Consider the following 25,113-nt stretch of genomic DNA (forward strand, 5'->3'; position numbering starts at 1 on the left):
GAGCGGATAATGATTGAAGAAAAAATAGAAATGACGGATAAAATTGGTTACCTTTTGTTAAAGAAAGGCATAATCGATTTAGAAATCCTCGAAAAAGCTCTTCAAATTAAAGATAAAGAGTATGGTAACGCAAAACGAAATTTGGGTCAAATATTAGTTCATGAATTTGGATTTGATCACGATGTTGTTTTTAGAGAAATTGCTATACTTTATGCATTTAAGGAAATAATATTTAATCCGCTTGAATATTCTGAAATCCATATTGCAGAAATGCAAAAGATTTTGGAAGAAGCCGGTGAAGATGTTAAAGAACAACTTTTAGCTCATAAAGTTTTACCTTATAAATTCGATGACAGAATCAGAGATAAACTAATTCTTGCCGCAATTGATCCTACTGACAGATCGCTTACAAAAATTGCATATAATCTTAAAGCAAAAAAATATGAGCTGAATTTCATAAAAAAGAAAGATTATGAAAAATTAGCCGATTTATTAGTTCCGCAAGAAAATGAATTTCTTCAAATGGTTGAAGCTTCAGATGAAATTATGCAGGTGGATGTTGATGAAAGTTCAGTTTCGGAAGAACAACTCGATTCTGAAATCAACAAAAGTGCATTAGTAAATTTAGTTGAAGCTGCGTTGGTTGAAGGAGTTAGAAGAGGTGTAAGTGATATTCATATTTTTCCCAAAAGCGGAAAAAAGACAGAAATTCATTTTAGAACTGACGGGAAATTACAACTTTGGTACACACAAGATAATACTTTACCGGAAGCCGTAATGGCGGTAGTTAAAGATAGAGCAAAAGGTCTCGATAGATTTGAACGAGAAAGAGCTCAAGATGGATTTATTCAAAGACAAATTGATAATGTTGTAATTAGATATAGAGTTTCAGTTCTGCCAATGGTTGGAACAGAACTTAAAAGTAAATTCGAAAGTATTGTAATAAGAATTTTGGATGACAGAAACGTTGTAAAAGATTTAAGTAAACTTGGATTAGTAAATTATGCAAAAAAAGCTTTTGAAAAAGCAATCAAACAACCCCAGGGAATGGTAATTTTAACTGGACCAACGGGAAGTGGAAAAAGTACAACTCTTATTGCCGCATTATACCAAGTTATAAATCCAACCGTAAATGTTTTAACAGTTGAAGATCCGGTTGAATATGTTATTGAAGGTGCTCGCCAATTAAAAATTGGCCACAAAATGAATTTTGAACAAGCCATAAGAGCAATACTTAGACATGATCCCGATATTGTACTTGTTGGTGAAATGAGAGATAAAGAGACTGCAGAAACTGCAATTAAGCTTGCAAATACCGGTCACTTGACTTTTTCAACTTTACATACAAACGATGCGCCAAGTGCAGTTGCGAGATTATTTAAAATGGGTGTTGAACCTTTTTTAATTGCCTACGCAATAAATATTATTGTGGCGCAAAGATTAATTAGAAAACTCTGCGAACATTGTAAGCGTAAAGTTACAGAATTTGATAGCGCACATATGGAAGCACATGGATTAAATGTTGAAGAATGGAAAAACTATGAAATTTTTGAAGCAGTCGGTTGTGAAAAATGTAATAAATCTGGTTTTAAGGGAAGATTGGCAATACATGAAGCTCTTTATTTTACTAAGGAAATTAGAGAAATAATTGTAAGGTCTGGAAACGAAGTTGATGAAGAAGCAATAAGAATTCAAGCAAGGAAAGATGGTACTTTTAATTTAAGAGAAAATGGATTTGAGAAAGTAAAATTAGGATTAACATCCATTACAGAAGTAATTGCTGCAACAATGGAAGAATAATCTTATAAAAAATATATGATAAATCACGCATTAGAAATATTATCAAAATTCGCTAAGTCAATTCCAGATGCATACATCGGACTTGATCGAACCAATTATATTATTGAGAAATCTCAAGAACTAAGTATTAAAGATAAAGATCTTCTCATTAAGCTTATCAATCATATTTTAACTGTTATGGTAGATAGAGGAGCTTCTGATATAGAAATTGGCGGACCCGGATCCGGAAATTATGTTTGGTTTAGAATTCAAGGAATAAAGCAAAGAATTAAAGACTTGCCAAATCTAAAAATTGATGAAGCAACTTTATTAATTGCAGCTTTCCTAAACAAAAATCAGCACCGTCATTTAATGGTAGATAGAAATCTGGATTTCAGTTATTCGTTCCGCTATATAAAAGAAAATGTTAATGTAAGATTTAGAGCTGATGCATATTATGATTTAGACAATTTAACTTTAAACATGAGATCTATCTCAAGTAAACTTAGATCAATCCAAAGTTATGAATTTCATCCTTTTGCCATGCAGGCAATGAGTATCAACTATATAAAATTTGGACTTTCACTCATTACTGGAATTACAGGTTCGGGAAAATCAACAACTCTTGATGCACTAATTGATATGCACAATCAAGGCACACCTTGCCAAATTATTACAATTGCCTCTCCAATAGAATTTGTGCATGCTTCAAATCAATGTATTATAAAACACAGAGAAGTTGGAAGAGATGTTTTGTCATTTAAAGATGGGGTAACTCAAGCATTAAGACAAGATCCGGATATAATAATAATAGGTGAAATGAGAGATCCTGATACAATATTAGCTGCTTTGGAAGTTGCTGATACCGGTCATAAAGTATTTTCAACTTTACATACTTCATCTGCAATTGAATCAATAGATAGAATTATTGCAGAAGTAAATCCTGTTGAGCAGGAAAGAGTAAGAATGAGACTTGCTGATGTTTTGGTATCTGTAATATCTCAAAAATTAATTCCGGGTTTAGATGGAAAATTAGTTTTAGCAAAAGAAATATTAATTGTAACACCAAGTGTAAAAGCAGCTATCAAAAATAATAATACAAGTGAAATTTATATGATGATGAACCAAGGGGGAAACCTTGGAATGATTACAATGGAACAAGATTTAATGCGATTATATCAGCAGAGAAAAATATCCAAAGAAAATATGATAGCTTTTTCAAACAACAAAACAAGAATGCAACAATTATTTAAAGCGGTATAAATTATGAAACCAATTGTATGTGTCTCGTCAGAGGGAAATGATACCAAGATTGTGGTTCTTTCTAAAGAAAAAGATAAAATAAAAGTAAAAAAAACTTTTTCTATGATTATGTCCGGCGGACATGATTTCAAAGATCCAATGGGAAATAATTCGGAAATTCAATTTCTAAAAAATAGCGACTCTGATATTTCGTTTGACAGCATAAATGAAAGCGGCGGTAAGCTTGCTACTGTTGATAAAAACGACGTAAGTTTTGTTGCTAATTATTTTGGTTCTGATGAACTTAAAAATGCGGATTTTATTTCCGTAGTAACAGATCCAATTGTTAATCATCATATTTTTACCGGAAATATTTCAAACAATAAACAAAAAACTTTAAACGCAATTATTGGTGATATAGCAAAACAAAAAAATATTACTGTTGCGCCGGATTCCATTGATTATATTAAAATTGATGAAAAGACATTACACAGTGTATTTTTAAGGGAGGATAATCCAAGCGTAAATTTTATTAACGCATGGGCTGCTCATAACGGAAGAAGATATTACAAAATTTCTACCATTAAAAATTCAGAAACCGCGCTTGCAAATTATGTTATCAAAATAAATAAATTTTTTGATGAAGATTTTACTCTAATTATAAATACCGGACACGAATCAAGTAAGTTAATTTTCTTAAAAGGAAGTAAACTTTTACATATTGGTTCATCATTAGATATTGGTACTCAAAACATTCATACTTATGATGTTTATTTCTCAAAAATTCTTCTCGAAATGGAGAATGGCGGAATACCAAGATTAGATAATGTAATTCTCTGCGGTGAAGACAAATCAGAAAACTTAGTTCTTTCATTCTACGGAACTTTTCCGGAAGCAAATGTTACGGAACTAAAATTCGATAATATGGATACTTCTTCATTAAATGAAGAACAAATTGAAAATTTAGCTGCATTTGCGTTCCCATTGGCTGCCGGTATAGAATTTTTTGAATCAAAAGGAAATAAACACGTTGGAATTAATTTCCTTCCAAAATATATTGTCGAAAACCAGAAAGCAATTCAGTTTGGCTGGCACGCATTACTTGTGTTCCCATTATTATTTGCGGCAACTTTCTTTTTCACATTTCAAATACTTGAGAATAATAAAAAAATTGCCGAACAAAGAATGGAAATAGAAAGATTAAAATTACTTAAAGCACAAAATGAATTGATTATTGCCGAGATGGATCAATTAACTACTAAAATTAGTAAATTCGATGAAACACAAGCCATATTGGATTCAGCAACTGCCGGTACGGAAATTTGGGGAAATATGTTAACTAATGTTTCCGACTTTATGGAAAGACGAAGAAATTTTTGGATTGCCGGACTTGAAACAAATGTTGACCAAACTGTTGCCGTAAAAGGTTATACATTAAATAGAAATGTGCTAACAGAGTTTGCAGATGCTAATAATTCATCTTTGTTAAACACGGTAACATTTGAACCTTTGAGAGAAACAAAATCATACTCTTACTCATTAAAATTTAATATCAAAAGTAACGGAGCAGAAAAAAATGAACCGTAAAACATTTAGCACACTATTGCTTGTGGCAATTTTTGCAATAATTGCAATTACCGGCAGTGCATATACATATTACTTTCAGGGTAATGACATTGACGAAAACGAAAAGCAATTAAAAGAATTGAAAATCAATGCACAAAATACTGAAGAATTAGAAATGCAGCTTGCCGATTTGAAATTAAAGATTGAAGAAATGGATTCAATTTTATCTTTAAGAAAATATGTTATTCCAACAAAAATTTCTCAGTCAAGTTTCTTTCAATTTGTAAATGATGTTAGCGCCGGCTTTGCAGAAAATTCACATGTAAATGTTGAATATGTTACATCGGGAGAACAGGGCAGTTTTTCAACTCACAATTATGTTTTAAAAGGAACAGCAGAGTTTAATGATTTATTTAAACTAATTTATTCGGTTGAGCAAAGTAAAGAACTTAAAAAAATAACAAAAGGAAATTTGACAAATTTTGTTGAAGTTGACGATGAAGGAATGCCGCATTATTTAGTTTCATATACTTTAGAAGCAATGGTTTATTATTCAGATAACGATATGTTTGCTTCTGCAAATTATGCCGAAAACAGACTTGAACCAAATCCATTATACAACATTTTCTATCCATTAATAAGAGAAGAAATTCCGCCAAATTCAGAAGGATTGCTTGATGTTCAAACAGCGCAATTATTAGCGCTAATACCGGATGGAGCATATTTGACGGACGCTTCGGGAACGACACATTTATTATGGGAAGGTGATAAAGTTTATTTAGGATACTTAACAAAGATAGATTATACAACAAACGACGTGAAATTTATTCTTAACAAAGGCGGAGTTATTGAAAATATTACTCTAACTCTCGAACAAAAAGATCAAAAAAAAGACAAAAAAAATACGAGAAAATAAAATGAAAAATCTAATATTATTCGTAACTGTATTTTTAATTTCCTTACCAATTTTTGGTCAAAGAGAATTAGAAAAATCACTAAATGAATTTGTAAATCCGGAAGAATTGGTATCAATTTCTGAATACACACCTTTCGATAAAGCCTTGGAAATATTAAGTCAGATAAGCGAGAGAAAAACCGGCAAGAGAATTACGAGCGCAGCAGAAGTTGTAACACCAATTGGTGTTGAAATAAATAAACTTCCATATATGAAAGCGTTGGTAATTATTGTTCAGTATAACAATCTTGTTTTTGAGGAAAAAGAAAGCGTAATAATTGTTCATAAAAAAAGTGCTGAAGCAAAAAATTTAACAGACGAAACATTTGCAACTTTAGATTCTAGAGAAGTAAGAATTTCCGCAATATTTTTTGAAGCTGATGTAAATGAAATTAAAGAACGAGGAATAAACTGGGAATGGTTATTATCAAGTTCAGGTATTTCACTCGGAACAAAATTGAGATCTTTTTCTGAAACTGTTGAAAATGAAAATTCAACAAGCGCAAGCACAGAAACTCCGCCGGATTACTTAATAAACGGAGTGCACGAATTTACATCTGGAGATTGGAGCGGAACCGTTGAGGGTGTATTTAAATTTTTCGAATCTGAAAATTTAGGTGAAGTTATTGCAAGACCAAAAATTACAGTACGTGATAAAATGAAAGGCAGAATTCAAATTGGTTCTGATATTTCTATTAAACAAAGAGATTTTGCAGGAAATGTTATTGATGCGTTTTTCTCAACAGGTACTATAATTGAGGTAACGCCATATATTTATAATGAAGAAAAACAAGACTATATTTTATTAAAAGTTAGTGCCGAAAGAAGTTCTGCAATCCCAGGAGAAATTACAACAGAAATTAAGAAAACTGTTGTTGCAACGGACTTACTAATGCTTCATGGTGAAGAAAAAGCAATTGGCGGTTTATTTGTAAATGAAGAAGTAAACATTCGTCAAGGTATTCCATTCTTAAAAGATTTACCTTGGTGGGTATTGGGCATAAGATATTTAACCGGTTATGATAAAATAACAGTAAACAAAAAAGAGGTTATCATTGTTTTACAAGTTGAATTAGTGCCGACACTTAAAGATAGAGTTGCACAAAAGAAAGCAAATGAAATTGAAAGAGAAATTATTGAAGATCATGAATACTTAGAGAAATATAAAATAAAAGCTTTTAGAAATGCAGATGACAAGAATGAAAACAAACTCAGTAATTAAGTAGAAAATTTTTAAGAAAATTTTATTTACCCAACTGTGTAAATCATTGTTGGGTAAATTTTTATTTCAAATATTTATGTAATCAAATCAACAAAATGAAGATAAATGCAAAGCTACTATTACTCACATTTACAATTATCACTTTAGTATCCGTTACTTCGGCATTTATTTATCATACGCTCACCAAAGAATTTTTACTAAAGCAGCAATCAAAAAATTTAATTAATTCTGCAAATGATTTTATTTTTACATTTCAGCAAATAGTTGATGACATCGATTCTGATTTTCAAAATAATTACAAAAATGAAAATTTTTCGTTTTCAAGTTCCGAAATTGATTTTATAGTTTCTGCAAATATTGAAGATGAATTATTATCATCAAATTTTAAAATTAAACCCAATGTAAAAATTTATACGGATGTTCATTCACTTAAACAATTCTATGAACTAAACCGAAATCTAATTATTCGTCAGAAAAAAAATAATGAAGGATATATTTATTTCGGCAAAATTATTAACTCAAACTTTCTCACAAATCTCGCGGAAAAAATTCGCTCCGATATTGCGCTTGTTGATAATGGTGTAATTTCGTTATTATCAAATAATACCGATAACGAACAATATCTTCCTTCTTTAAGCAAAGCTGCGCGGGAGTTAAACGGTAAAAGTAATTTTGAACTTTTTGAAGAAGATGTAAATAATGCCGATTTATTTGTTACACATTTTTCTCCGGCTGCGCATAATCATTTTGGAAATAAATTAGACTTTATTGTATTTTCAATTTCCAACGAAGCCTCAACTTTCAGTAATACGATGAATCTTGTAACACTCGTAATTGTGTTATCCGGAATTTCATTAACAATTGTTTTTCTATTTTTATTTACCACAAAATTCAGAAAACAGCTTGAGTACATTTCAAATAGCGTTTCACAAATTGCTAAAGGTAAACTTGATGAAAGAGTTAAAATAATTTTGCAGGATGAAATTGGAAATCTTGGTTCCGCATTTAATAACATGCTTGAGGAAATTAAAAAAAGAGACGATTCTGAAAAAGAATACACAGAATTTATTTCTTTGATAAATAAGAAACCGGCATTAAAAGAAATTGGCGAAGTTACAATTGAGAAAATAATTTTATCAACCGGTGTTGATATTGGCGGAATTTATCTTTTAGAAAATAATTTGCTTATGCCTTTGGCAGTTTACGGGATTCCACATTTAGGTGATAAGGTTATTTACGAATCAAGTTTTTATAAACGCGCGATTGATAATAAAGAAATTATTGAAATAGAATTTGAAAATAATCACCCTATTGTGAGAACCGGTTTAACCGAACTCAAAATAAATTACTTATACATTCTGCCAATTTCTTATAACTATGAAGTTATTGCAATTTTAGAATTGGCTTCAGTAAATAAACCGCAGAATGACGTTAAGCAATATTATGAAAAAATTAAAGATCAATTATCAATTGGAATTGCAAACGGAAAAGCATTCAGCAAACTTCAAAACCTTGTTGATGAATTGCAGCAATTAAATAATGCTTATCAAAAACAAAATATTGAGATAACTGAAAAAAATATTGAATTATTGGAACTTCATGATAAACTAAAAAAAGGTGCTGAAGAATTAGAAATCCAAAAGGAAAAAGCTGTTGAATCTGCAAAACTAAAATCTCAATTTTTAGCAAACATGTCGCATGAATTAAGAACTCCGCAAAATTCAATTTTGGGTTTAACGGAATTAATTTTGAAAGATACAAATACTGATTCCAAAACAAAGGAAAGATTAAATGTAGTTTTGCGAAATGGTAAAAAACTTTTAAATCTTATTGAAAACATTCTTGAATTTTCAAAATTAGAATCCGGCAATATTGTATTAACCGAATCGGAAATTTTATTGAGTGATTTTATAAATGAAGTAAAAAGTTTTATCTCGCCGATTTTCTTAGAAAGAGAAATTTCATTTAACATAACAATTCCAAATGATTATGATTATTTGATAAAATCTGATATCAAAAAAATTGAACAAATAATTTATAACCTTGTTGGAAACGCTGCTAAATTTACAAAAGAGGGATTTGTAAATTTAAAATTACATGTAAATAACAATGAATTAATTATTGAAGTTGAAGACAGCGGTCCGGGAATTTCTGACGAAGATAAAAAAATAATCTTTGAGGAATTTAGACAAGCCGATGCAAGTTTAAATAGAAAATTCAGCGGTACAGGTTTGGGTTTAGCAATTTGTAAAAAATATACAAATCTTTTGCGCGGAGAAATTAATGTAATTTCAGAACTTGCAAAAGGTTCTAAATTTATTGTGCGAATTCCAAATACAATAAAAGACAAAGTAAAAAATCATGTTGTAAATTTTGAGAACACTCAGCAAAAAATATTTAAAGCTGTAATAATTTCTGACGGCGAAGATTCAATAAAATTAATTGGCGATTATCTAAAATCAAATAATGTTCAAGTAGAAATTCCGAATGTTAATGAATTTAATATTATTACAATTGAAGAAAGCTTTCCGGATGTAATAATTCTTGATGTATTATTGAAAAATAGAAATGGCTGGCAACTTTTACAAAAATTAAAAGAAAATAATTTCACTTCAAATATTCCTATAGTTTTAATTAACATGGATGAAGAAGCAAATTGCGGACTTGGATTTAATATTTATGATTTTGCAGTTAAAGATTTAACAAGACTAAATGTTATAAATGTTATTGAAAACATTGAGAAAAAACAAAGTATAAAGTTCAGAAAAATTTTGTTTGTTACGGATGAACAAAAATATAGCAAACTTGAAGAAGAATTAATTCACGATGAATTGAAAACTTATCAAACGTCAGATCATCACTCAATATGCGAAAATATTAAAAAGATTGAACCCGATTTAATTATAATTGATCAATTCAATAAAAATTTTGATTCATTCATTTTATTAAATGAAATTCAAGAAGATATTTATTCGAAAAATATTCCCGTTGTTTCGTTCATTCAAAATTTAAATGATGAAAAAGAAATTCAAGAAACAAATAATAAAATATTTGAAACAACATTAATTGCTCAACATCATCCTTTAGATGTTTTAAAAATTATTAAAGATAGAATTGAACTAATTGACGCTTCGGTTTTTAAATCAATTCAAAATGAGAATATTGAAACATCCGTAAATATTGGTAGAACTTTTGTTCAGAAAAATTATTCAGACTCCTACAATATTCTTGTTGTTGATGATGACAAAGATGCAAGATTTACAATTGGCGAGATTATAAAATCATTAGGTTACAACCCAATTTTTGCAGAAGATGGATTTGAATGTTTGGAAATTCTGAAAAACGAAAAACCGGATATTGTTTTACTGGATATTATGATGCCCAAAATGGATGGGTTTCAAACAATTAAAAAAATTAGAAATAATCCGGAAACTAAAACACTTAGAGTATTTGCGTTAACAGCTTATGCAATGCTTTCAGATAGAGAAATAATTGAAAAGAATGGTTTTAACGGATTATTCACAAAGCCAGTAAATACCGGACAATTAGAAAAAAGATTAAAAAATATTTTCAAATTAATTGCATGACAAAAATATTTAAAATACTTGTCGTTGATGACCAGCCGGATAATGTTTTTCTTCTTGAAGATAGATTGAATAAAGAAGGATTTAATGTCAGCAGAGCTTACGATGGAAAATCAGCAATAAAAAAGGCTGAGCTTGAGAAACCGGATTTAATTTTGTTAGATGTAATGATGCCTGATATCGACGGATTTGAAGTCTGCAAATCATTAAAGCTAAACCAGCACACAAATTCAATTCCGGTAATATTAGTAACTGCGTTAAATTCATCTTCGGATATTGAAAAGGGATTTGAGGTTGGAGCTTTTGATTATATAAAAAAACCGTTTAATAGAACTGAACTTTTGGCAAGAGTAAAAGCAGCATTAAGATTTAACGAAACAAATAAATTATATATTGAATTAGAAAAAATTAATACCTTTTCAACAACGGTAAAAAAAACAAACCATGAAATTAAACAGCCGCTTACTTTAATTAATTTATCTGTTACCGCACTAAAACGTGAAATTGAATCCGAAACATTTAATAAAAATTCTGCAATAAAAAGAGTTGAGTTTATTGAAAATGCGGTTAAAGATATTTTACATTTTATGGGAACAATGTTAAAAATTAAAGAGCCGGAAGTAAAAGAGTATTTAGATAATTTGAAGGCGAATCAATTTAAAATTGGTGAAGAAGAAATTGTAGAATCAGAGAAGTCTTTCTAAAATACTCTGCACTGTTTCAAAACTATATGGCTTTAATAAAACTTCGGAAATCTTAATTTCTTCCTTAAAATTTTCTACATCTGAACCGGAAGTTAAAACAATTGGAATATCTAAAAATTTAAGTTTAATATTTTTGATGCATTCTATTCCATCCATAATTGGCATATATCTATCTATAATTATTAAATCCGGTTTCTGATTATTTAATAAATCTAAAACTTCTAAACCATTTGCCGCTGAATAAGTTTTAATATTTAGCGAAGTTAATAAATCCTTTAAAACTTCCAACTGGAATGGATCATCTTCACCAATAATAATTTTTTTGTTGATAAATGATTTTGAAAATTTTTCAGTTTTGTGTGTTGGGAAAACAATTCTAAATAAAGTTCCTTTACCTAATTGGGATTTTACGGAAATGTTTCCGGAAAGCTCATCAACCAATTCCTTAACAATTGATAATCCTAAACCGTGTTCAATCTTATCAGATTTTTTTGATGAGAATCCAACATCAAAAATATATTTTAAATCTTCGGAATTAATTCCCGGACCATTATCGCTAATTATTAATTCAATTTGATTTTTGTAATAATCATTTAATGAAATAGTAATTTTTGCTTCACTATCTGCTTCTATGGAATTTTTAATTATATTCAAAATTATCCGACTTATATTCATATAATTAGCAAGAATAAAATCATACTTGCAATTATGAATAAATTGAATTGACTCTTGTTTTACATCAATGTTGAAAAGCTGAATCGAATCATTTATAACTTTTGATAAACTTATTTTTTCTTTAAAATTATTTTGAGAATTTGAAATTTCAGAAACCAAATCAGAAGCGAGCAGAGTATTTTTTTTAATAATATTTAGGAGTTGAGCAGCTCGATCTTTAGAACTAAAATTTTCATTAATTAGTTCAACGGAGTTCAAAATGTTGTTTAAAAGATTATTAAGATCGTGCTTAATTTTTTGCAGTTCACTTTTAGATTTGTTGTTGGAAAAATTAGAATCTAAAATATAGCGGTTGCTGCCATTCATTTATTTTAAACTATATTTTTTAATTTTTGAATAAAGAGTTTTCTGACTAATTCCCAGCATACGCGCTGTATTTTCTCTATTCCAACTATTTAGTTTTAATGCTTTTTGAATATGGAATTTTTCAACATCTTCTAAATTTAGTAATGCACTGTCATTTTCTTCTTCTAAAATTGGCTTTGAGTAAAACGTTGGCAAGTTCAAATCTTTTGCTTCTATTGTGCTTCCTTCGGCAAAAATAATTGATCTCTCAATCATATGTTCAAGTTCCCGCACATTTCCTGGGAACTCATAATTTTGAAGTGCAAACTTTGCTTCGTTAGAAAGAATTTTGGGTGAATTTATTGAACATTTTTTCTTCAAAAAATATTCTGAAAGTAAAAGAATATCATTTTCTCTTTCAACCAAAGGTGGAATTGTTAAAGTAATTACATTTAATCGGAAAAGTAAATCTCTTCTAAATTTTTTCTCTTCTGCAAATTCCATTAAATTTCTGTTTGTTGCTGCAATAATTCTAATGTTGGAAGAATGATTTGTAACTCCTCCAATTCTTCTGAATTCTCCGTTTTCTAAAAATCTTAAAATTTTTGGCTGAAGTGTTAAACTCAACTCGCCGATTTCATCTAAAAAAAGAGTTCCGCCGTCAGCAATTTCTACCAATCCCGGTTTTGAAGTTTTTGCATCGGTAAAAGCTCCCTTTTCATATCCAAAAAGTTCACTTTCCATTAATTGATCTGGAAGCGAAGCGCAATTTATTGCAACTAACGGTTTCTGATTTCGTAAAGAATTTTGATGAATAAACTCGGCGAAAATTTCTTTTCCCGTTCCGGTTTCACCTTCGAGCAAAATATTTGAATCGGAAAGTGCTGCTCTTTCGGCTAAATAAATTACTTCTTTAATGCTTTTGCTGTTTCCAATAATATTTATATTACTATATTTTTCAACTTTACTAACAAGAATTGTATTTTTTTCAAGAAGTTCGCGGTGTTTTAATGCCCGTTCAATTGTAATTAATAATTGCTGAAAATCGTAAGGTTTGTTGAGAAAATCAAAAGCGCCGAGTTTCATACATTCAATTGCTGTGCGCATATCAGATTGTGCGGTAAGAACAATAATTTGAAGACGAGGTTTATTTTCATTTGCAAACTTTAGAACTTTTTCGCCGGAAATATATTGCATTTCCAAATCGAGTAGAAGAATATCATAATCCTTTTCTTTCAGTTTTTCAATTGCATATTTTCCATCATAAACAATATCAACAGAAAAATTTTGGTTTATCAACTCCTCTTTAAGCAGATAGCATAAGGTTTCGTCATCATCAGCAATTAAAATTTTATTGTTTTTATTCATTTTATAAAGTTTAAAAAAGTAGAAAGCTGTCTATTAATTTAATGGAAATTTTGAAGCTGTAAAGTCTTTTCTTTTTAATTAAATAATTGTTATAATATTGTCGAAACCAAATAGGAAAATTTTACCGATTATTTTTGAACTCGCTTGCAGTTGGCAAGTTTATTTCAAAATCTCACATTTTAGATGTTGAAACAAGTTCAACATGACATTAGTCTTAATTTTTCAGTGGTTTTTTTATAAAAATTTCGAAAATAATTGGAAATAAATAGGAAATATTGGTAAATTTGCTGTCTTGAAATTTGGGCGCGTAGCTCAGTGGTAGAGCATCTGCCTTTTAAGCAGAGGGTCGGTGGTTCGAGACCACCCGCGCTCACTCCCCTAAACCCTTATGAGATAATATCTTATGAGGGTTTTGTTTTTTAAAGAATTTGAATCGTAGTAGAAATAGTAGTAGTTTCAAATAAAAACTTAATAAATGATTATTTAATCACGCTATGTTTTTTATTTTAAGAATCTCTAAACTTGCCAATTTGACTGATAATAACCACATTGAAAATATCTCATTTATAATTGCAAAATTGCAAATCTGAAATGTTAATTTTGCTTTCTTTGCTTCTTCTTCGGTTTTTCTTTTGTGAATAATTCTGCGGTATATTTTTCGTAAAGGGAAAATAGAAATTCCATTCTTTTTGCTTCTGTTGTAAATGGCTGAGTTCTGTATGCCGAATCTACTGCTTTATCAAGTCGGTTGTGAGCTTTAACCAAAGTTGGCGGCATTGTTAAAGGATCGTATAAATCTGCGAGTGAACTATTTGGAAATTCTAATCTTGTATCTAAAACTTTTTGTGCGGCTTCTTCTATTTCTTTTATTTGTTTTTCTGTCGGATTTTCCGGCCATGGGAAATTGTTGTAAACAATATCTTTAGAATATCTATAGTCGCTTTTCAATCTCCCACATACATATTTTACCCAAGCCATGTGCATCTTAGACATTAATATTCCAAAATGATATTGATTACCATTTGGAATAGCCATACAAGTATCACTTACAATAGAGTTTTTATCAAAAAAGCCGAATGGAATATATGGTCTATTTTCAGAAGAAACTCGTGGCACAACAATGAAAGTTTCAGGTCGATTTCTATCACGAAAAAGAGTTGGTGTTGACGCAAATTTCTGTGTAGAGGGAGCAACACTATCAAGCCGAAACTTTTTAACTAACTCAGCTCTTTTTAGTACTTCAGGCATTTGTTTTAATTCGTTTGGTTTAACATCCGTAAGCCATAAGCACCAACGATTTTTGCCATTTAAGAACTCATAAGCAGATATTAGAGGAAGAATAAATTTGTCAGCATTTGGTTCTTTAATAAGAAATTCACTTTTTTCTTCATCTGATAATATTAAATTTCCACCATCTAACGGCATATTGCCAAAACTCATTTTAGGCACATTACATAGTGGTGTAGATCGTTTATGTATTACCATATTATTTGCATCAACCAAATATGGATTGATATTTTTTACTTCAATCTTTAGTGCCTCGCCTTTAATATCTTCATATTCAAATAAATATTTTTTATTTGTATCAAAATTCGCAAAACCGATAATAACACAATAAACTGCAGCATTGCCTCTCGCCTCATTATTCCATTTAAAAGTTCTGTGTGCAAAATGTATTTTAATATTATAATGATGAAAAAGAATATTCCACAAAATTCCAACTTGTTCACCTTGTGTTATTGAATTAGTTGAAACAAATGCCACTTTAATTTTCGTTTTATTTACAAATTTTGCTGCTTTAGAATACCACGCTGATACATAATCAAGTACACCCGAACCTTTAAATTTCTCAAATTCTTCAACAACTTCATTTCTTTGGGAAACTGACATAATTTTTGAACCAACAAACGGCGGATTTCCCAAAATGTAAGAAAGTTCTGTTTTAGGTATTATTTCTTCCCAATTAATTCTTAGTGCATTTCCGTTAATAATTGTTGCAGATTTTTTTAACGGAAGTCTAACAAAATATTGACCAAACTCATTACTAATTGCCATGTTCATTTGGTGATCAATAAGCCACATTGCAACTTCCGCAATTCTTGCCGGAAATTCTTCATACTCAATTCCGTACATCATATCAACATCAAGAAAAACCAATTCGCTTACATTTAAAAATCCTTGTCCTACTTTATCTTTGTATAATTGCCGCAGAATTTCAATTTCCAAAAGTCTTAATTCTCTGTAAGTAACAACAAGAAAATTACCGCAACCGCAAGCGGGATCGAGGAAACGCAGTTTGCTTAACTTTTCATGAAATGCAATTAATTTATTCTTATTGTGTTTTACTGTTTCAAAATCCGCCCAAAGTTCATCAAGAAAAAGCGGCTTAATAAGTTTTAGAATATTTTTTTCACTTGTATAATGTGCGCCAAGATTTCTTCTTTCAATAGGATTTTTTACACTTTGAAACATTGAACCAAAAATTGCGGGTGAAATTTTTCCCCAATCCAATTGACAAGAATCAAGCAATAATTTTCTCATACTGCTATCAAATGCTGCGGGCGGAAGAAACTCTTCGAAAAGTTTTCCGTTTACATACGGGAATGCGTTTAATTGTTCATCAAGATTTTTTAATCTTTTTTCACGCGGAGTATTTAGCACATAAAAAAGTTCGCTTAATCTTGAACCAAGTTCGCTTCCGTCTTCATCGGTTCGTTGAGTTAGAAAATCATAAAAAATATCTTTATCGAAAATTGTAGCATCATCTGCAAATAAGCAAAATAAAAGTCTAACAAGATAAACTTCAAGCGGATGACCTTCATAACCGACTTCTTTTAATTTATCATGAAGTTTTCCCATAATTTCGGCGGCTAAAATATTTACGGGATCTTGTTCTTTGTAAGTATTTTTTTGGTATCCGGCAATAAATCCAAAGTGTTGAACATTATTTAGAAATTCGGAAATTTTGAATTCTATTTTGTTATTTTCAACTAAATTATGCAGACGAAAAGTTTCAAAATCGGAAATGAGAATATAATCGGGAATTTCATGTTCTTTAAGTGCTTCGGTGTATTCTTTAGCTTGTGTAAAAGCTTTGTCAAGGTCTTTGCCGCGGCTTTTCATTTCAACAAGAAGAGTTCCTTTCCAGAGCAAATCAATGTAGCCATCGTGATCATCAAGCTTTTTTACTCTTTCTTCAAAAGTGGCAACTTTTTTTCTTGAAATTCCAAACACATTAAAGAAAGCATCAAGGAAAGATTTTGCATCGGCATCTTCGTTAAAAGTTCCGTTCCACTCTTGAGAAAATTTTAACGCACGGTCTTTTATTTCATTCCAGCTTAAAGGCATTTAAAACTCTTCAAAAATTTAAGTATTAAGTTAACAGAATTGAATGATTTTTTCATTATGAAAAATGAGTTTTGCATTGCAGAAAACACTAAGCAAGAAATAATAAGAAAAATCTTGTATGTCGGCGATTTAAACAAATACGCTTCGACATGAGAATCTCAGTAGTTATAAATATTCAGATAGGCGAGGTAATTGAAATTAAATTCAATACCATATGCGTAGAAATTTAGAAATTATTACACTATAAAAAACAGCCCAATTGGCAAAAAACAAATTTATAAGAAATTTTACAATTTAATAGGTAATAAAATTATTGACGAAAAGTATTCAACAGATTTCTAAAATAGTGAAAAAGGCATTTTAAAAATAGCTTCAGATTTAAGAGCTTTTTCAAGATTTAATAATATTCAACTGAATTTTATCGTTGATATTCATATTATAATTAATAATTGAAAATATTTTCAGTATTTTAATCATGAGCAAAAATTTACTAAAGACATTGCAAATAATCACGATAGTTTTATTGACTTTATTGTAATACGTTCTAATAAAGAATTGGATTATTGTGCTAAAGAAAATAAATATATTGATTATTGATGATTCTAGTAATCTTATATTTGCATATTTAAGTGTATTAAAGAATCAGAGTTTTATCGTTAATCATAAACAAGTTTTAAGTTTAATAGATTTTGAAGTAGAACTTGAAAATAATAATTGGGATGTTATATTTTCCGAAATAAAATTACCAGAAATATCTGCCTTAAACGCTCTCAAAATTTTAAGAAAAAAAAACCTTAAAATTCCTTTAATCGTAATTACCACAAGGACAAGTGAAAAACTAATTATTGAACATATAAAGAATGGCGCTGCAAATTATATATTTAAAAAAAATATTAAAACTCTAGGTCATGTAATTTTAGAGGCAATTGAAGAAAACAGAAATGAATTAGTAACAAATGTTCAAAATTATACAAAAAAAAACGTTTCCTATATTGATAATATCAAAAAAATAAAAGATGATCCTATATCTATTAAAAGTACTGAGGCAGAACAATTTATCACTCAAAACGAGTTTAAAAATCTATCGGATTCATCACCTGGTTTAATGGGTACTTTTTATCAGAGACCGAATGGTTCAATATGCATGCCCTTCGCTTCAAAACAAATCGAATATCTATATGGATTAACTCCAGAAGAAGTAAAAGAAGATGCATCAAAACTTCTTGCAAGAAATCATCCGGATGATATTGAAAGAGTAAAAAAAACTATCGCAGAATCAGCAGAAAATTTAACCCCATGGCATTGTGAATTCCGTGTAATACACCCATCGCGCGGTGTGATCTGGTTAGAAGGATCAACAAATCCCAAACCGCATCCTGATGGTGGGGTAATTTGGTATGGTTTCATACATGATATTACAAAACGAAAAATAATTGAAGAACAATTAAAAATTAAAGAAAGGCATTCACAATCACTTTTAAGACTATCAAAACATTTTGAAGTAGCCCAGACATACGAAGAAATTTTAGAATTTGCATATACTGAAATAAAGGAAATTATTGGGTATAAAAATTTGTGGGTTTACTTATTTAATTCAGATAAAACAAAAGCAAGAGTTATTGCAGTAAAAGGGCCAATTTCCTTTAAAATATTTGATGATATAAAAGTTGCTGAACTTAATATTCATGGTGATAGAATGTTAGAAGAAATTGCGACTTCTTATCAACCTGTAATTATTGAAGAAGCAATTAATGATAATAGAACTAATAAAGATATTGTAAAATATCTGGGAAATAGGAGCATTATAAATATTCCTATTACTATTTCTGAAAAAATTTTGGGTAGTGTGGGATTAGGGACATTCAATGAAGAAGGTATTAAAATTCCTTCTAATATTGAGTTAGATTTTTTAAAATCTCTATCAAGCCAATTAGCAGCAACAATTTCGAAAATTAATATGGAGCTGGAGCGCGATAAAGTTGAAATAGAACTGCGTGAAAGTGAAAAACGATATAGGCTAATCACAGAAAATACTGCTGATACTATTGCAGTATTTGATCTTAATTTTAAACCAATTTATGTAAGTCCTTCCGTAAAAAAATTAAGAGGATTTACAGTTGAAGAAACACTTGGACAGACTATTGATCAAATATTAACACCAAAATCTCTGGAAATAGTTTCAAATGAACTAAAAAATCAGTTTAAACAAGAGTTAAATAATGAAAAAGATATTGAAAGAAATGTTCTACTTGAGTTAGAAGAATATTGCAAAGATGGAAGCTTAATTCAAGTTGAAACTTCTGCATCATTTATTCGGGATATAAATAAAATTCCTATAAGTATTTTAACTTTAACAAGAGATATAACCGAAAGGAAACTTAATGAACAAAAATTAATTCAAAGTGAATTAAAGTATCGTGAACTAACAGAAAATTCCCCTTATAATATTATGTTGTATGATTCAGATCGAAAGTTTCTTTATGCCAATCGAAATTCATATTTTGAATTAGGTTTAAATTTGTCCGAACTGCTTGGTAAAAAAATAAACGTGAATGAAAATTTCACGCCTTCAAAAATTTATGTAAATAAAATAGAAAGTGTTCTTAATTCAGGTATTCCGGAAGAATTTGAATTATTGATTCCAGACAAAAATAACCAGCTACGTAATCACAACATTAAATTGACTCCAGAGCATGATAATAGTGGAAAAGTTATTGGAGTTATAGCCTTTGGGACAGATGTAACTGATGAAAAAGTATATAAAGCAGAATTAGAAGAAAGTAAACGTAAATTTCAAAATATAATTGAACTATCACCTGTTGGAATTTATCAATCATCTCCTGAAGGTAAGTTCCTTCTCGCAAATAATAGGCTTGTGCAAATTTTAGGATACGATTCCATAGAAGAGTTACTTCAGTTAGAATTAGAAAAAGATATTTATTTTGATTCAAGTAGCAGATCAACTTTAATAAACCAAATAATTTCCGGTTCAGAAAGTCGAGACTATGAACTTAAGTGGAAAAAGAAAAATGGTTCAACAATATGGATTACAAATTCAGTACGAGTTGAGAAAGATGAAAATGGAAACATTTTGTACTTTGAAGGATTTGTAAAAGATATTGATGCTCAAAAAAAATCTGAAATGGAACTTCTTAAGTTATATACTGCCGTAGAACAAAGTTCCGCAACAATTGTGATTACTGACCTTGAAGGTAATATTGAATATGCAAATCCGAAATTTAAGACATTGACTGGATTTGATTTAAATGAAGCAAAGGGAAAAAACCCAAGAATTATTAGCTCTGGGAAACATTCTAAAGAATTTTATAAAAATATGTGGGATACAATAACATCAGGTAAAGACTGGCTTGGAGAAATTGAAAATAGAAAGAAGAATGGTGAATTATTTTGGGAAAGTGCTGTTATTTCTCCTATAAAAAATTCTAATAATCAAATAACTCATTTCGTAGCAATAAAAGAAGACATCACTGAAAAGAAGAGAATTATGCAAGAGTTAGTTGATGCAAAAGAAAAAGCTGAAGAAATGAATAGAGTTAAATCAATATTTTTTGCAAATATGAGTCATGAATTACGTACGCCTTTTGTTGGAATTATGGGATATGCTGATTTGTTATCTCAATCTTTATCTGATCATGAAGAAAAGGAAATGGCAATTGGGTTATTAAATACAGCAAAGAGAATGAGAGACACATTAACTAAAATACTAAATTTATCTAAGTTGGAGTTTAACGAAATTGAATATCGTCCTAATAGATTTGACATTACTGTAATACTAAATACCATACTTAAAGAATTTTATATTACAGCACAGAAGAAAAATATTATTTTAAGAATTGTCAAAGATTTTGAATCGTTGGAAATAAATACTGATGAATCACTACTTTTTGAAATTTTAAGTAACTTAGTTAGTAATGCTGTTATTTATACAGAAAAAGGTGAAATCATTATATCTGCAAGTATTATAATGAAAGAAAATAAAGATGTTTTATTACTTAAAGTGGAAGATTCAGGAATTGGAATTCCTAAGGAAAAACAAGAAATAATTTGGCAAGAATTTAGGCAAGTAAGCGAAGGAACAACCCGCAATTATCAGGGGACAGGACTTGGTCTATCCATTGCAAAGAAGTACATTAAATTAATTGGTGCTAAAATTTATTTGGAAAGTGAAATTAATAAAGGGACAACGTTTTTTATTGAATTACCAATTTCATAAAATCTAAATATTATTTAGATTATTTTATTACTAACTTAATTGAGAATACTTTTAACTTATTTTTTTTTAATTAAAATCTTATATAGGGGGTTCTTTGCCAACCTTGGGGGAAGGTTGGTTTTTTTATAATGGAATATCTAACTTTTTAGTACAATCAAAAAATAAAATGTTGATGTGCTAATGAAAGTAGTTTTGGATCTTCAATTTTATTTTTGTTCTTAAAAATTATTGCCCAAATAATGTAACACTCTTTTTCGGTAATCATAAAATTTCCGGAATTATATCTGTTGATTAGCTTTTCAGAGACACTCGCCTGTATTTCAGCTAAATTGAATTTATTATTTTTTATGCACTCAATTGCTGTTTTAATTATATCTTCCATCGGTTTAAGTTCATTGGACATTTTATCCATGTCAATTTCAAAAGGAACAATTTTATAATTCTGATCGTTTGAATAAATATTTTCTAATAATCTAACGGCACTTTCCATAGAAATCGGCGCGGTTACAAAATTGCCGGTTTTGATATTTTTTACCCTAAATTTCATCCTTCCCCCCTATGAAATGATGATGTTTTAAGTCATGCTAAAATGATAGGTTTTTTATAAAAGCAATCCTTCCAAGTTTTTGCAACAATATTTTGCTCTTTATATAATTTAACAATTTTTTTTTGTTTAAAACAGATCAACTTTTTAATTCAATAAACGAGCAACAAAATTGAGGACATAATTTTTGTAAATAGTTAATTTGATCAAGATGATATACAAACTGATTTATTCAATAACTGAATTAGATAAAAGTCATTGACCATAAGCCCCATCAACAAGCGTATTTCTAAGTAACCCGTTATTCTTCATTTGAGACTCTTTCTTATTTTCGATGCGAACCACCCCCATATTCAAATTTGGACTGGAAACTCAGAAATGATAAAGAAAGAAAATAGAGTATAATTTTATTTTCTAAAAGGCCGAATGAATTTATGATTAAGCTTCATAACAGAATGCCTGTAATACTTGGATTGCAGGAAGCTATAGAATATCTGTCCGGTGATTCAAATAGTAACTTGGAAATATGCCAGCTGTATAAGGATTAGAGGAATATGGAAAAAGAGGTTGCGGCGTTTTAATTGCATTTGTTCATTATGATCGATTAAAATTTCTATTTGCTGATTATAAAATTTTTATGGTAAGTTATTAATTCTTAATTATAAACAGTTACAAGTATTCCTCAATTATATAGTTGAATCATTTATTAATATTCGGTAATATTAAACTAAAATCATAAATAAAGGAAAATAAAATTGAATAGTAACTCTCATAATAGATATAGTATAAGATTAATCCGTTATGGAATATTGTTATTTTTATTTGGATTAATTACTGGTTTTTTAATTCCGTTATTGAAAAATCCAAGGATGGGTTTATCTAGTCATCTTGAAGGTGTAATGAATGGAATTTTAATAATAATTTTTGGATTAATTTGGCCAAAATTAAATTTATCGGATAAACAATTCCAATGGACTTTTATACTTACCATATTTGGAACATATACAAATTGGTTTACAACTCTGCTGGCTGGATTCTGGGGAGCAGGTTCGGAAATGATGCCAATTGCTGGAGGAAGTATGCAAGGATCAGCATTTCAAGAAATAATAATAAAATTTGGTTTGATATCCTTATCAATTTCTATTGTATCGGTTTGTATAATTATATTATGGGGTTTGAGAGGAAAGCTTGTAAAATAAATTGCAAGTTAATTCAAGAATTTAACTAACAAGTTTCCGAAATAATCAACGAGTAAGTTTCTCAAATAAATAATCCCTAATATCTCGGATGAAATGAAAATAGCTACTTTGATTTGTATATAATAAAATAAATTTAAATTGTCTCGTCAGAACGAAGAGCTATTATTACCGAATAACTACTTAACAATACTTTTCTTAAAAACAATGTAAGTCTCACATTTACTAATTATTAGATTTTCATTTTATTACATGTAAATGTTTTAGAATATACTGGGCTTGTTAGATGATATTTGTATTTTAAAAATTTAATACGATAATGTAGTGTGAAAATTTATAGAGTGTAAATTGAATATTAATAATATAATTGTAAATAGATATACTTTTGTATCGCTCATTTTTTGTCATAGTCGAAATACCGCTCAGTTGAATATAAATTATAACCTACAATTGACAATAACTAAAACTATTATAAAAATAATTATACTTGAACAAGGGTGAAGGAATGAAAACAACAATTAATTTATTAGTAATAATTCTTATTGTATCTATTAAAACATGGGCAGGATCAATATCAGGAGAAATATCTTATTTAGGTGGTGCCAAAGATTCAATTTTTGTTGCTGCATTTTTAACTCCAGATTTAGATGGTGAACCAATACAAATTACTTCATTAAGTGAACCAGGTAATTATGTACTTGAAAATTTGGATGACGGAACATATTATGTTGTATCTGTAATTACTAGCAGTACTGAATATATTAAAGCAACCGATCCTTATGGTTTTTGGGGAACATCAGATTCACTAACTGCAGTAATAATTTTAGGTAATAGTAATGTTACGGGAATAAATTTAACATTAATTGATGGAACAGAAGAAAATCCAAATCCGTTTGCGGAAAAGTACATTGAGCCATCAGCAATATTACAGTTAACAGAACTAACAGAAGCAGGCAAAAATCCTTGTATTGCATACGACGGAACTTCAATCTTGCTATATAAACATGATTATCAAGATGCACCAAGTGCCAAAGTTTATATAATAAATCCAGAAACTGGAGAAATAAAAAATACTATTTACTTGAATCTTGAATCGGCACCTAATAGAATTAGCTGGATTGAAGAAATGACATTTAGAAATGAAGAACTATGGGCAGTAGGTGGATTTGGTGATCCAAGCGGAACAGGATATGTTAATGGTGTTTTTAAAATCGATTTAAATACAAGCAACTCTTCTTCACAAATCAAATTTAATTCACTAATAGAAAACACAAATGGTATTGCATGTGATGGAACCAACTTTTTCGTAGGAGTGAAAAATAATTTAGGTGAAGAAGGAATAGTCAAATTCAATCCAGATCAAGTTTCTGAAATTCAACCAGATTTGTTTATTGATTTGCAAAGTGAAAATGTCGAACATATTACTTATGGAGATGGTATCCTTTGGGTAGGAATTGATAAAGTGAATAAATTTGATCCAGTAAATGGTGCATATTTAGGAAATCTAGAATTACCAGCCTCATCTTCAGAATTGTATATTGATAATAATTTTTGGACATATGACGAAGTTGAAAATTGTCTTTTTGTTTATAATTTATCGACTGTTGGAATAAAGGAACAAATTTATCCGAGTTATAGTTATAATAAGCTATCGCAAAATTATCCTAATCCATTTAATCCAACTTCAATAATAAATTATACAATAAAGGAAATCGGAAATGTAAATATTAATATATATGATGTATTGGGCAGAAAGGTAAAGGAATTATTAAACGAAATAAAAACACCGGGAAGTTATAAAGTGAAATTTGATGGATCAAATCTTGCTAGCGGAATTTATATATACACAATGCAGGTAAACAACTTCTTTGAAAGTAAAAAGATGATTTTAACTAAGTAATTTATTTGAGTATATAAAGGTGCGATCTAAAAAAGGTCGCATCAAATTTAAAATATCTAATATGTTAATTCAAAATCCTAAAATACTTCATTCAAATGATAAAATAACGAGAATTGTATATTCGTCATTGACCATAAGCCCTATCGACAAGCGTATTTCTAAGTAACCCGTTATTCTTCATTTGAGACTTTTTTAAAAATCCATTACGGGCCACACCCATATTTTTTTTCAAGATTTCAAATAACATGTAAAGAATACAAAGGGAGTATACCAACTATTTTCAAAATTATTTAGTGATATTTTATAGGAAAACCATGCAAATGTAATCAAGGACTATTCTCTCTCGAATGTAACTTTTATTTTAAATAATTTAGTCTAAATATTTAAAGAGCTCCTTGTAAAGAATAGATTTCTGAATATTTAAAAATCTATTGAAAGGTTTTTTCAAAAA

The 25,113-nt window shown here is 29.4% G+C and carries 14 protein-coding genes and 1 tRNA gene; 11 read left to right on the top strand and 4 right to left on the bottom strand.

Annotated elements, in window-relative coordinates; all coding sequences use genetic code 11:
• Positions 1-9 precede the first annotated feature (9 nt).
• From IPH62_09065 to IPH62_09095, 7 genes are all read left to right on the top strand, one after another.
• Positions 10-1,800: a type II/IV secretion system protein gene (locus IPH62_09065; GenBank protein ID MBK7105421.1), complete on the top strand. Its 1,791-nt coding sequence runs from the start codon at positions 10-12 to the stop codon at positions 1,798-1,800.
• Positions 1,801-1,815: 15 nt separating this feature from the next.
• Positions 1,816-3,042 (top strand): Flp pilus assembly complex ATPase component TadA, encoded by a 1,227-nt coding sequence (tadA, locus tag IPH62_09070; GenBank protein ID MBK7105422.1) that lies wholly within the window; start codon positions 1,816-1,818, stop codon positions 3,040-3,042.
• Between the two features lie 3 nt (positions 3,043-3,045).
• The gene (locus tag IPH62_09075) at positions 3,046-4,608 is read left to right on the top strand and encodes a hypothetical protein (protein ID MBK7105423.1); all 1,563 of its coding nucleotides are present in this window, start codon (positions 3,046-3,048) and stop codon (positions 4,606-4,608) included.
• Positions 4,598-5,503 (top strand): hypothetical protein, encoded by a 906-nt coding sequence (locus IPH62_09080; protein MBK7105424.1) that lies wholly within the window; start codon positions 4,598-4,600, stop codon positions 5,501-5,503. The genes IPH62_09075 and IPH62_09080 overlap by 11 nt, the downstream gene beginning before the upstream one ends.
• A 1-nt stretch (position 5,504) precedes the next feature.
• Entirely contained in the window at positions 5,505-6,764 is a 1,260-nt protein-coding gene (locus IPH62_09085) for a hypothetical protein (protein MBK7105425.1), read from the top strand.
• Positions 6,765-6,859: 95 nt separating this feature from the next.
• Positions 6,860-10,351 (top strand): response regulator, encoded by a 3,492-nt coding sequence (locus tag IPH62_09090; protein MBK7105426.1) that lies wholly within the window; start codon positions 6,860-6,862, stop codon positions 10,349-10,351.
• Between the two features lie 5 nt (positions 10,352-10,356).
• A complete protein-coding gene (locus IPH62_09095; protein MBK7105427.1) occupies positions 10,357-11,052 on the top strand; it encodes a response regulator in 696 nt (231 codons plus the stop codon).
• Here the strand turns inward: IPH62_09095 and IPH62_09100 are convergent.
• On the bottom strand, positions 11,035-12,093 hold the full coding sequence (locus IPH62_09100) for a hybrid sensor histidine kinase/response regulator (protein ID MBK7105428.1): 1,059 nt from the start codon (positions 12,091-12,093) through the stop codon (positions 11,035-11,037). The genes IPH62_09095 and IPH62_09100 overlap by 18 nt on opposite strands.
• Positions 12,094-13,440: a sigma-54-dependent Fis family transcriptional regulator gene (locus tag IPH62_09105; GenBank protein MBK7105429.1), complete on the bottom strand. Its 1,347-nt coding sequence runs from the start codon at positions 13,438-13,440 to the stop codon at positions 12,094-12,096.
• Between the two features lie 301 nt (positions 13,441-13,741).
• On the opposite strand from IPH62_09105, the gene IPH62_09110 reads away from it, so the two are divergent.
• Positions 13,742-13,813: transfer RNA gene (locus IPH62_09110), tRNA-Lys, on the top strand.
• A gap of 221 nt (positions 13,814-14,034) precedes the next feature.
• On the opposite strand, the gene IPH62_09115 is transcribed toward IPH62_09110, so the two are convergent.
• Complete coding sequence (locus IPH62_09115; GenBank protein ID MBK7105430.1) at positions 14,035-16,788, bottom strand: class I SAM-dependent DNA methyltransferase; 2,754 nt, start codon at positions 16,786-16,788, stop codon at positions 14,035-14,037.
• A 565-nt stretch (positions 16,789-17,353) separates the two neighbouring features.
• On the opposite strand from IPH62_09115, the gene IPH62_09120 reads away from it, so the two are divergent.
• Complete coding sequence (locus IPH62_09120) at positions 17,354-21,022, top strand: PAS domain S-box protein (protein ID MBK7105431.1); 3,669 nt, start codon at positions 17,354-17,356, stop codon at positions 21,020-21,022.
• Positions 21,023-21,176: 154 nt separating this feature from the next.
• Here the strand turns inward: IPH62_09120 and IPH62_09125 are convergent, their stop codons facing one another.
• Entirely contained in the window at positions 21,177-21,569 is a 393-nt protein-coding gene (locus tag IPH62_09125) for a hypothetical protein (protein MBK7105432.1), read from the bottom strand.
• A gap of 746 nt (positions 21,570-22,315) precedes the next feature.
• Here IPH62_09125 and IPH62_09130 point away from each other — a divergent pair.
• Both IPH62_09130 and IPH62_09135 read left to right on the top strand, forming a co-directional pair.
• Positions 22,316-22,765, top strand: a complete 450-nt coding sequence (locus IPH62_09130; protein ID MBK7105433.1) for a hydrogenase — start codon at positions 22,316-22,318, stop codon at positions 22,763-22,765.
• 502 nt (positions 22,766-23,267) lie between these two features.
• Positions 23,268-24,662: a T9SS type A sorting domain-containing protein gene (locus tag IPH62_09135; GenBank protein MBK7105434.1), complete on the top strand. Its 1,395-nt coding sequence runs from the start codon at positions 23,268-23,270 to the stop codon at positions 24,660-24,662.
• Positions 24,663-25,113 lie beyond the last annotated feature (451 nt).

Source organism: Ignavibacteriota bacterium, assembly GCA_016708125.1.
Lineage (GTDB): Bacteria > Bacteroidota > Ignavibacteria > Ignavibacteriales > Melioribacteraceae.

What these genes read in the sequence shown, in the direction of transcription:
- IPH62_09065 (MBK7105421.1), top strand. Translation starts at nt 10, where the DNA reads ATGATTGAAGAAAAAATAGAAATGACGGATAAAATTGGTTACCTTTTG.
- tadA (MBK7105422.1), top strand. Translation starts at nt 1,816, where the DNA reads ATGATAAATCACGCATTAGAAATATTATCAAAATTCGCTAAGTCAATT.
- IPH62_09075 (MBK7105423.1), top strand. Translation starts at nt 3,046, where the DNA reads ATGAAACCAATTGTATGTGTCTCGTCAGAGGGAAATGATACCAAGATT.
- IPH62_09080 (MBK7105424.1), top strand. Translation starts at nt 4,598, where the DNA reads ATGAACCGTAAAACATTTAGCACACTATTGCTTGTGGCAATTTTTGCA.
- IPH62_09085 (MBK7105425.1), top strand. Translation starts at nt 5,505, where the DNA reads ATGAAAAATCTAATATTATTCGTAACTGTATTTTTAATTTCCTTACCA.
- IPH62_09090 (MBK7105426.1), top strand. Translation starts at nt 6,860, where the DNA reads ATGAAGATAAATGCAAAGCTACTATTACTCACATTTACAATTATCACT.
- IPH62_09100 (MBK7105428.1), bottom strand. Translation starts at nt 12,093, where the DNA reads ATGAATGGCAGCAACCGCTATATTTTAGATTCTAATTTTTCCAACAAC.
- IPH62_09105 (MBK7105429.1), bottom strand. Translation starts at nt 13,440, where the DNA reads ATGAATAAAAACAATAAAATTTTAATTGCTGATGATGACGAAACCTTA.
- IPH62_09115 (MBK7105430.1), bottom strand. Translation starts at nt 16,788, where the DNA reads ATGCCTTTAAGCTGGAATGAAATAAAAGACCGTGCGTTAAAATTTTCT.
- IPH62_09125 (MBK7105432.1), bottom strand. Translation starts at nt 21,569, where the DNA reads ATGAAATTTAGGGTAAAAAATATCAAAACCGGCAATTTTGTAACCGCG.
- IPH62_09135 (MBK7105434.1), top strand. Translation starts at nt 23,268, where the DNA reads ATGAAAACAACAATTAATTTATTAGTAATAATTCTTATTGTATCTATT.